This is a genomic window from Ruminococcus sp. 210702-SL.1.03 (assembly GCF_020559915.1).
Classification (GTDB): domain Bacteria; phylum Bacillota; class Clostridia; order Oscillospirales; family Ruminococcaceae; genus YE71.
On record NZ_JAJCLZ010000016.1, the window covers coordinates 42,959 to 52,057 of the forward strand.

Sequence of the window (9,099 nt, forward strand, 5' to 3'; positions counted from 1 at the left end):
CATGGATAATATGGATAACAATATAAAAAACGACGCTATAAAGACCGAGCCTGCGGGTATACAGCCCTACCTGCCAGCGCCGAGGGAGAATGATTACCTCGTGCAGGTCAAGGAGGATATTACCATCGACGCTTTGATACAAAAGATCCTCGACGGCGAGAAGCAGTATGATCTTTCTAAGATAGTCGAAGCTTATAAGCTTGCCGAAAAGTATCACCACGACCAAAAGCGCGAGTCGGGCGAGCCGTATATCAGCCACCCGCTCTCAGTAGCGTATATCCTGCTGGAGCTTGGAATGGATACCGACACTATTTGCGCCGCACTGCTGCATGACGTTGTGGAAGATACAGAGTGCACATTGCAGGAGCTTGAAAAGCAGTTCGGCAGCGATGTAGCTATGCTCGTAAATGGCGTTACAAAGCTGGGCAAGGTGGAAATATTTACCAAAGAAGAGCAAAAAGCCGAGAATATCCGTAAGATACTGCTCGCTATGAGTGAGGATATTCGCGTTATAATAATCAAGCTTGCCGACCGCCTGCACAATATGCGCACGCTGAAATACTGCCGCGAGGAAAAGCGCCGCACCATAGCGCACGAAACTATGAACATCTACGCGCCGATAGCTCACCGCCTGGGAATAAGCTCTATCAAAGACGAGATAGAGGATCTAGCTTTCTACTACCTCGACCCATACGCATATATGGAGATAGAGGAGCAGATGAAACTGCGCAAAGACGACCGCGAGAACCTCATCGAGAATATCAAAAAGAAGATACACGAACGCCTTGAAAAAGAGAATTTCGACCCCCTGCCGCAGATAGACGGAAGAGTAAAGTCGAATTACGGTATATATAAAAAGGTCTACCGCGACGGCAAAGACATCGACCAGATATACGACCGCTACGCAGTAAGAATAATCGTAAATACCATACCCGAGTGCTATAACGTCCTCGGCATAATACACGATATGTTCCGCCCGATACCTAACCGCTTTAAGGACTATATCTCTACCCCGAAGCCGAATATGTATCAGTCGCTTCACACAACAGTTATCGGCAGAGAGGGCATACCATTTGAGGTGCAGATACGCACATGGGAAATGCACCGCATGGCTGAATACGGTATCGCCGCGCACTGGAAGTATAAAGAGGGCATAAAGGGCGGCAGCAGCAAAGAGGATAACCGCATAGCTTGGGTGCGCCAGATAATAGAGTCGCAGCAGGAGTCGAACGACGTGGAGGAGATAGTCCGCGCCATAAAGAACGACCTTGCCCCAGAGGACGTTTTCGCTTTCACGCCAAAGGGCGATATGATAACCCTGCCGAAGGGCGCTACAGTTATAGATTTTGCCTACGCCATACACACGCAGGTAGGCCACAGAATGTGCGGCGCCAAAGCAGATAAAAAGATGGTTTCTTACGATTATCAGATCAAGACAGGCGAGATAATCGAGATACTTACTACCAATATAGAGGGCCACGGTCCAAGCCGCTCGTGGCTGAATATCGCCAAGACCAACGAGGCTAAGTCGAAGATACGCTCGTGGTTCAAAAAAGAGCGCCGCGAGGAAAATATATTCGAGGGCAAAAATGCGCTGGAGCGCGAGTTTCGCCGCAATAATATGCGCGTTCCCGAAGAGGACTTAGAGGAGTTTTTGCGCTTAGATATGCGCAAGCACAGCTGCGAAACGCTGGACGATTTCTTTGCAGCGATAGGCTACGGCGGCGTGCAGCTTTCAAAGGTCATGCAGCGCCTAAAAGTGGAGTATACGAAAAAGTATTCCGAAAAGCAGCAGCCCGAGGTCACTCAGGATGATATTAAGCCTAAGAGCATAAAGAAGAAGTCGGGCGTTGTGGTAGACGGCATAGACGATTGCGTGGTAAAATTCGCGCAGTGCTGTAACCCCTTGCCGGGCGACGACGTAGTAGGCTTTATCACGCGCGGCCACGGCGTTTCGGTGCATAAGTGCGACTGTGCAAACTACCTCTCGCAAAAGGATGATCCCGACCAAAAAGACCGCTGGATACCCGTGCACTGGGAAAGCTCAAAGACCGACCCCGTGTACTTCAAGACCACGCTCGACATTATAGCGGTGGATAGAATAGGTCTGCTGGCAGACGTTTCATCAGCCCTCGCTATGATAAATATTTATATATACGAATCCTCCTCGCGCGAGCTGAAAAACGGCAACGCTATCCTCTCAGTAACGCTCAGCGTAGCGGGCATGGATCAGCTAAACAGCGTTGTTGCGAGGATAAAGAAGATAAAGAACGTAATATCCGTTGAACGCAGCGGAAAATAAAAGGAGAGTATCATGGAGATAATCAAGCTCAAGCCGCTAAGCGTGTGCGATACGAACAGCTATATAGTAGCTACCAACGAGGGCAACGCAGTGCTTATAGACGCACCCGCCGACGCCGATTACATATACGGCGAGATACTGAAACACGGGCTTACTCTGAAAAAAATACTGCTTACTCACGGTCATTTCGACCATGTTGGCGCTGTTGCAGACCTTGTGGAGAAAACGGGCTGTAAGGTGTATATACACGAAATGGATCAGGCAAAGCTCAGCGAAGATACTGACGGACTGCTGATAAACCTTTTCCGCGTGCGCGGCTATAAGCCTTTCGATAAGTCGATAGCTATAACTGAGGACGATATAATCAAGCAGGACGAGCTGGAATTTGACGTGCTGCATACACCGGGTCACACTTCCGGCTCGGTATGCTATATTACGGGTGACGTTATGTTTTCGGGCGACACGCTTTTCGCACGCTCGGTAGGTAGGACCGATATGCCTGACGGCAATTACAGCGCTCTCATGTACTCCATGGAAAAGATAAAAGACCTTGGCGGAAACCTGCGCATACTGCCTGGTCATATGTGCGAAACTTCGCTTGATAGCGAGCGCAAATATAATCCATACCTAATTTAAAACGGGGATAGTAAAAACATGAAAATTATTTTCAGCGGAAACGACTACAAATATGAAATAGAGGCTGTGATGAAGCTTTTCTTTCCCGCGCAGCATTTTGAATTTATATATGCGGAAAAAGAAGCGGCGGAACTTGCGGCTGACGAGGACTATGTTTTTGCAAGAGAGCTGAGAACGAAAAGAAAAACTCTGCTGTATGCAGCGGCGCGGATAGGCGGTAAAAACTGCCGCCGCGTTTCTTCTCTAACGCCAAATGCGGCTGAAGGAGAGTGTGAGCTGGAGCTTTCAAAGCTGGTGTATCAGTCGGTAAGCGCATTAACGGGCATAGTTTCGGAATGGGGCATAGTTACGGGAGTACGACCCGTGAAGCAGGTCAACAGGCTTATAGACAAAGGCTTGACGAAGGATGAAATATTTCGCACCTTGCAGAACGATTATCTGATCTCACCAAAAAAGTGCAGCATAGCCTACGACACTGCCGTTTCGCAGGCGCCGTTCTTGAAACAGCTTGAAGAGAGCGGCGGAAGTACATTCGGGCTGTACGTTTCCGTGCCGTTTTGCCCCAGCAGATGTTCGTACTGCTCGTTCATATCGCAGTCGGCTTCGGGAGCGGGCGTTAAGAAAATAATACCTGCATACATAGAAAATCTCTGTGACGAGATTCGATACACGGCAAAGCTCACCGAGCGCATAGGCATAAAGCCTGACACTATATACTTCGGCGGCGGCACTCCTACAGTGCTCACAGCGCCGCAGTTAGGGCGAGTTATGCTGGCGGTATCTGAAAGCTTCGACCTTTCGCAAGTGCATGAGTACACGATAGAGGCGGGCAGACCCGACACCGTAACGGCTGAAAAGTTGGAAGCGATGAAGCAGGGCGGCTGTACGCGAATATCTATCAACCCGCAGACGCTTAATGACGATGTGCTAAAAGCGATAGGCAGGGAGCATAACACACAGCAGTTTTACGAGAGTTTCAAGCTTGCACGCGCGCAGGGGTTCGATTCTATAAATACTGACGTGATAGCGGGACTGCCGACCGACACACTAGAAAGCTTCAAGCGCACGATAGACGAGTTGATAATTTTATCGCCCGAGAGCATAACCGTACACACGCTTTCGGTAAAACGCTCGGCTCGGCTGAACGGCAGTGATGATAAGAGCGAAGTGTTTAAAAATCCCGCCGCCGAGATGGTGGACTACGCGGCAGAGAAGCTTTACGCCGCGGGTTACAAGCCGTATTATCTGTACAAGCAAAAGAATATGGTGGATAATCTGGAGAATATAGGCTGGGTGAAGTCCGGATATGAAAGTCTGTATAATATCTATATAATGGAAGAAGTGCAGACGATAATCGCTATGGGAGCAGCAGGCTCGACAAAGCTGGTAGACCTGAAAAACGGCAGGATGAAGAGAGTTTTCAATTACAAATATCCGCTGGAGTACAACAAGCATTTTGACATTATGCTGGAGCGGAAGAACGAGATAGAGGAATTTTATGCTGAAGAAAAATGATGTTGTAACGCTTGAGATAACCGGACTTACGAACGAGGGAAACGGCGTCGGTAAGGCTGACGGTATAGCGGTATTCGTACCGCTGACGGCTGTTGGCGATGTGATAGAATGTAGGATAGTAAAGGTGAAAAAGAGCTTTTGCTACGGCATTATCGAGAACATCATAACCGCTTCGGCAGACCGCTGCGAGGACGGCTGCGGGGCTTTTGGCAAATGCGGAGGCTGTTCGTTCAGACACATTAGCTACGAGGCAGAATTGAGAGCAAAGGAAGAATTTGTATACAGTGCGTTCACGCGGATAGGTAAGCTTTCACCGAAATTTGAGGGGATCATCGGCAGTCAGAACAGCGAGCACTACCGCAACAAGGTGCAGTTCCCGATAGCGGCAGACGAAAAAGGAAGACTTTTCAGCGGATTTTATGCAAAGCGTTCGCACAGGGTGATTCGTTCGGAAGGGTGCGCGCTGATACCTGATATATTCACTGAGATCTGCAGCAGACTGCTGGAATTATGCACTGAGCGGAAGGTCACGGCGTATGACGAGGAGAGCGGCAGGGGACTGCTGCGGCACATTTACATGAGAAAAGGCGCGCACAGCGGCGAGATAATGGTCTGTATCGTTGTGACATCAGCGAAGCGGCGCGGTGTATTTGCGGAGATAGCCGAGCAGATATGCGGCGAGTTTGCGCAGATAAAGTCTTTCATCATGAACATAAATCCCGATCGCACGAATGTGATACTTGGCAAGTCGAGCGAAGTACTTTGCGGCAGGGAAGAGATATACGACGAGATGTGCGGCAACAGGATAGCGATCTCGCTGCATTCATTTTACCAGATAAACACATTTCAGGCTGAGCGCGTATACGAGCTTGCAAGAGAGTATGCGCAGTTGAAGCCGACGGACACTCTGCTGGATCTTTACTGCGGCGCGGGCACGATAGGCCTTTCGATGGCGGCAGGCGTGAAAAAGCTGATAGGCGTAGAGATAGTAGCGCCCGCGATAGACGACGCGAAGAAAAATGCCGCTGCGAACGGGATAAAGAATGCAGAGTTCATATGTGCCGATGCGGAGCAGGCAGCGCAGACTTTATACGAGCGCGGCGAGCTGCCGAACGTGATAATTGCTGATCCGGCGCGAAAAGGCTGCACGCCCGAAACGCTGAAATACATAGCTAAGATGTCGCCCGAGCGGATAGTAATGATCTCATGCAACCCCTCGACTGCCGCGCGCGACTGTGCCGAGCTGGAGAAGCTGGGTTACAAAGCTGAGCAGTGCATGGCGGCGGATTTTTTCCCGCGGACGGGGCATGTGGAGACGGTAGTATTGATGTCAAGGGTTGAAGGGAAATAGGCTCGAAAGCCCAGTAATACTGCGGTTTTCGGGCAATCGGGCAATTTTGGTATCTGGCAGACGAAACGCTTCTCAGTAACTTATCCAAGGGCAATCCCGCTCAAAAAGTGTGAGAGTTGAGTTGCCACGATAGATGTCACTATGTTGAGTTGCCAAGTTAGATGTCGGGTAGTTGTGGCTGTGAGATAGATGTCAGAGGAGGAGATAAGATGAAACATGGGAAAGCACCCGATCCGAATATGATCCATCCGATTGCAGGATATGATAAAGAAATCTATGTAAAGCCCACAATTCAGAATCCGAATATCACTGTCGGAGACTTTACCTATATTGCCGATTCGGAATTTGAGAGTCATGTGACGAACTTTTATCCATGGAGCAAGGATAAACTGATCATCGGGAAGTTCTGTCAGATTGCAACGGGCGTTGAGTTCATCATGAATGACGCCAATCACCAGATGAGCGCTGTATCCACATTCCCGTTTTATACGCTGGATGGATGGGATATGGAAGCGCCTTTAGCATCGGATATGCCGTTCAAGGGTAATACCGTAATTGGCAACGATGTGTGGATCGGGCAGAATGCAGTAATTCTTCCCGGAGTAAACATAGGGGACGGAGCAATCATTGGAGCTAACAGTGTTGTCGGCAGTAATATTGCTCCCTATACCATAGTGGCAGGAAATCCGGCAAAGGTCATAAGAAAACGATTTGATGAAGAATTGATCGATCTGATGCTTCGCTTCAAATGGTGGGATAAAAGCATCACAGAAATCAACGAGCTGATTCCTATCCTGACGTGCAGCGATTTGGAAAAGGTTAGAGAGGAATTGAAGGCAAAACTATGATCATACTGATTACGGGCGCATCACACACCGGAAAAACGCTTCTTGCACAAAAAATGCTCGAAAAATACAACTATCCGTATCTGTCCATCGATCATCTGAAAATGGGACTGATCTGCAGCGGGAATACCGATCTTACGCCGGAGGACGATGATGAACTTATAGTTTATCTTTGGCCGATTATCCGAGAGATGATAAAAACAGCAATCGAGAATAATCAGAATCTCATTGTAGAAGGATGTTACATTCCATTTGGTTGGAGAAAGGATTTTGATGACAAGTATCTGGGAAACATTCGATTTATATGCCTTGCAATGACAGCTAAATACATTGATGTACATTTCGATGAGATAAAAGCACACGCTTCTGATATTGAATCAAGGTTTGAAGACGAGTATATTACGGTTCAGCAGCTGAGAGAAGATAATCAGGCGTACATCAGGGGCTGCTATGAGAATGGCGAGTCTGTAACTCTGATCGACGAGGATTATGAACAAGTAATAAAACTACTTTTGAAATGACCACCTCCATTTTTCAGACAGACCAAGGCTCCTCACTACCGGCAATTACGTCGGCGGCGAGGAGCCTTTTTATGCTTCGATGTCGATTGTGATCCCGGACTTGAATTCCACAGTGAAGTGGTCAGCGAAGACAGCATAGCTAAGACGGCGAGAGACTTTTGTGACAAGCTTTTTGCGATAGAGTCCGAGCTTGATAAGCTGACAACAGAAGAACGTCCCCGCCCAACAACCCACCACCCTACCCAGCCAACTCCAAATAGAGTAAACTAGAATTATCTAAGTAAGTCGAACCGGAGTTGATCAGAATGAACGAAATAGCAAGGATAAAGAACGAAGTCAGACTAAAGCAATGGGCAGAAATGGAGCAGCTCAGAAATGAAAGCGGCTTGAACGTTTCACAGTGGTGCAGACAGAATGGCATAAATCAGAAAACCTATTACTACCGCCTGAATCGGGTGCGTAAGGCTTTGTGCGGCGAAGTTGAAAAGCATGAGATCGTTCCGGTAAGTACTGAACCGGAAATCGCAGTATCACACGAACAGATATCTTTGTCCGTAGGAAACGTAGTCGTCAATCTGCCCGATGATTTCAATGAGGACACTCTGAAACGGCTGCTGGGAGTTCTTCGATGATAGGTGATGTGAGCCATGCGGAGCATATCTACATTGTGTGCGGATATACCGATATGCGCAAAGCAATAGATGGTCTTACTGCTATCGTTCAGCAGAATTTTGGACTTGATGTTTTTTCAGGAAGCCTCTTTCTGTTCTGCGGGAAACGATGTGACCGCATCAAAGCTCTGCTCTGGGAAGAGGACGGATTCGTCCTGCTGTATAAGCGTCTTGAAAGCGGTAAATACAAATGGCCACGTGATTCCAATGAAGCGAAATTGATAACCCGGCAGGAATTTCGCTGGCTGCTTGAAGGTCTTTCGATAGATCAAAAAACAGCCATCAAACCTGCAAAGAAAGGAAAAGTGTGCTGAGTTTTCAACAGAAAAAATGAACATATTTGTTGATATATATTCTATGCCCGAAATGTCTGATCTTAATAGACTTTTCGGGCTTTTTATGGTAAAATATATACAGTGAGATCTTACTTTCGGAGGTGAGTACAGTGATAGAAAGAGGCAATATGACAAAAGAGGAATATATCGCTGTACTTGAAAAAGAGATCAGAAAGCGTGATAAAAAGATCGACAAATTAGAGGTCGAAAATGAATGTCTCAGAAAAGATAATCATATCTTCCTTGAAGCGCTGATACTCTCTAAGCATAAAATATTCGGAGCATCAAGCGAGCGAACCGAATGTGAAGATCAGCAATCTTTCTTCAACGAGGCCGAACAGGAATATGCAGAGAAAACGGAAGAGCCTGTAAAGAAGGATGTCAAGGGTTATGTCAGAAAAAGTGCAAAGACAAAACGTGATGAGATCATAAAGAACATCGAGACCGAGGTCATCACCTGCACCATTCCCGATGGAGAAAGAAAATGTCCTCGCTGCGGTTCGGAGATGAAAGTTATCGGCAAAAAATATGTCCGTGAAGAGGTAGAGCTTATCCCAGCAAAGCTGATCGTAAAGAAGTATTACAGCAATACTTATGGCTGCAAAAAGTGCGAGAAAAAGAATATGCCTGTATTTTTGCACGGATTTGTGCCGGCACCTGTTTTGCCACATTCGCTTGCGTCTGCGTCAACGGCTGCGTGGGTGATATACCAAAAGTACGTCAATGCTGTTCCGCTGTACCGTCAGGAAAAGGACTGGGAACGTCTTGGATATGTACTCAGCAGAACGATCCTGTATAATAAAACTTGACACTCCAACCTCAAAGAAGTAAAATAAAAAGAGAAAAAAATGGAGGTAAAGAAATGTCGGAAAATAAACAATATGAAAATGAGTACAAGGTGCAGGCGGTAAAGCTTGCAAAAA

General features: G+C 47.4%; 9 protein-coding genes. All 9 read left to right on the forward strand.

Going from position 1 to position 9,099, the window contains the following annotated elements; genetic code table 11:
* Nucleotide 1 precedes the first annotated feature (1 nt).
* The 9 genes from LI114_RS09495 to LI114_RS09535 all read left to right on the forward strand — a co-directional run bounded on the left by LI114_RS09495 (nt 2) and on the right by LI114_RS09535 (nt 8,985).
* On the forward strand, nt 2-2,302 hold the full coding sequence (locus tag LI114_RS09495; protein ID WP_022127297.1) for a RelA/SpoT family protein: 2,301 nt from the start codon (nt 2-4) through the stop codon (nt 2,300-2,302).
* Between the two features lie 12 nt (nt 2,303-2,314).
* Nucleotides 2,315-2,938 (forward strand): MBL fold metallo-hydrolase, encoded by a 624-nt coding sequence (locus LI114_RS09500; protein WP_227220463.1) that lies wholly within the window; start codon nt 2,315-2,317, stop codon nt 2,936-2,938.
* A gap of 18 nt (nt 2,939-2,956) precedes the next feature.
* The gene (gene hemZ, locus LI114_RS09505; RefSeq protein ID WP_227220464.1) at nt 2,957-4,453 is read left to right on the forward strand and encodes a coproporphyrinogen dehydrogenase HemZ; all 1,497 of its coding nucleotides are present in this window, start codon (nt 2,957-2,959) and stop codon (nt 4,451-4,453) included.
* Nucleotides 4,437-5,804: a 23S rRNA (uracil(1939)-C(5))-methyltransferase RlmD gene (gene rlmD / locus LI114_RS09510; protein ID WP_227220465.1), complete on the forward strand. Its 1,368-nt coding sequence runs from the start codon at nt 4,437-4,439 to the stop codon at nt 5,802-5,804. The genes hemZ and rlmD overlap by 17 nt, the downstream gene beginning before the upstream one ends.
* Nucleotides 5,805-6,013: 209 nt before the next feature.
* Nucleotides 6,014-6,652 carry a CatB-related O-acetyltransferase gene (locus tag LI114_RS09515; protein WP_227220466.1) on the forward strand — a complete coding sequence of 213 codons (639 nt, stop codon included), beginning with the start codon at nt 6,014-6,016 and terminating at the stop codon, nt 6,650-6,652.
* Nucleotides 6,649-7,170 carry an ATP-binding protein gene (locus LI114_RS09520; RefSeq protein ID WP_227220467.1) on the forward strand — a complete coding sequence of 174 codons (522 nt, stop codon included), beginning with the start codon at nt 6,649-6,651 and terminating at the stop codon, nt 7,168-7,170. The genes LI114_RS09515 and LI114_RS09520 overlap by 4 nt, the downstream gene beginning before the upstream one ends.
* 305 nt (nt 7,171-7,475) lie before the next feature.
* Nucleotides 7,476-7,802: an IS66 family insertion sequence element accessory protein TnpA gene (gene tnpA / locus LI114_RS09525; protein ID WP_227220468.1), complete on the forward strand. Its 327-nt coding sequence runs from the start codon at nt 7,476-7,478 to the stop codon at nt 7,800-7,802.
* Entirely contained in the window at nt 7,799-8,155 is a 357-nt protein-coding gene (gene tnpB / locus LI114_RS09530) for an IS66 family insertion sequence element accessory protein TnpB (protein WP_227220469.1), read from the forward strand. Before tnpA ends, tnpB begins: the two co-directional genes overlap by 4 nt.
* Before the next feature lie 131 nt (nt 8,156-8,286).
* On the forward strand, nt 8,287-8,985 hold the full coding sequence (locus LI114_RS09535; RefSeq protein WP_227220470.1) for an IS66 family transposase zinc-finger binding domain-containing protein: 699 nt from the start codon (nt 8,287-8,289) through the stop codon (nt 8,983-8,985).
* Nucleotides 8,986-9,099 lie beyond the last annotated feature (114 nt).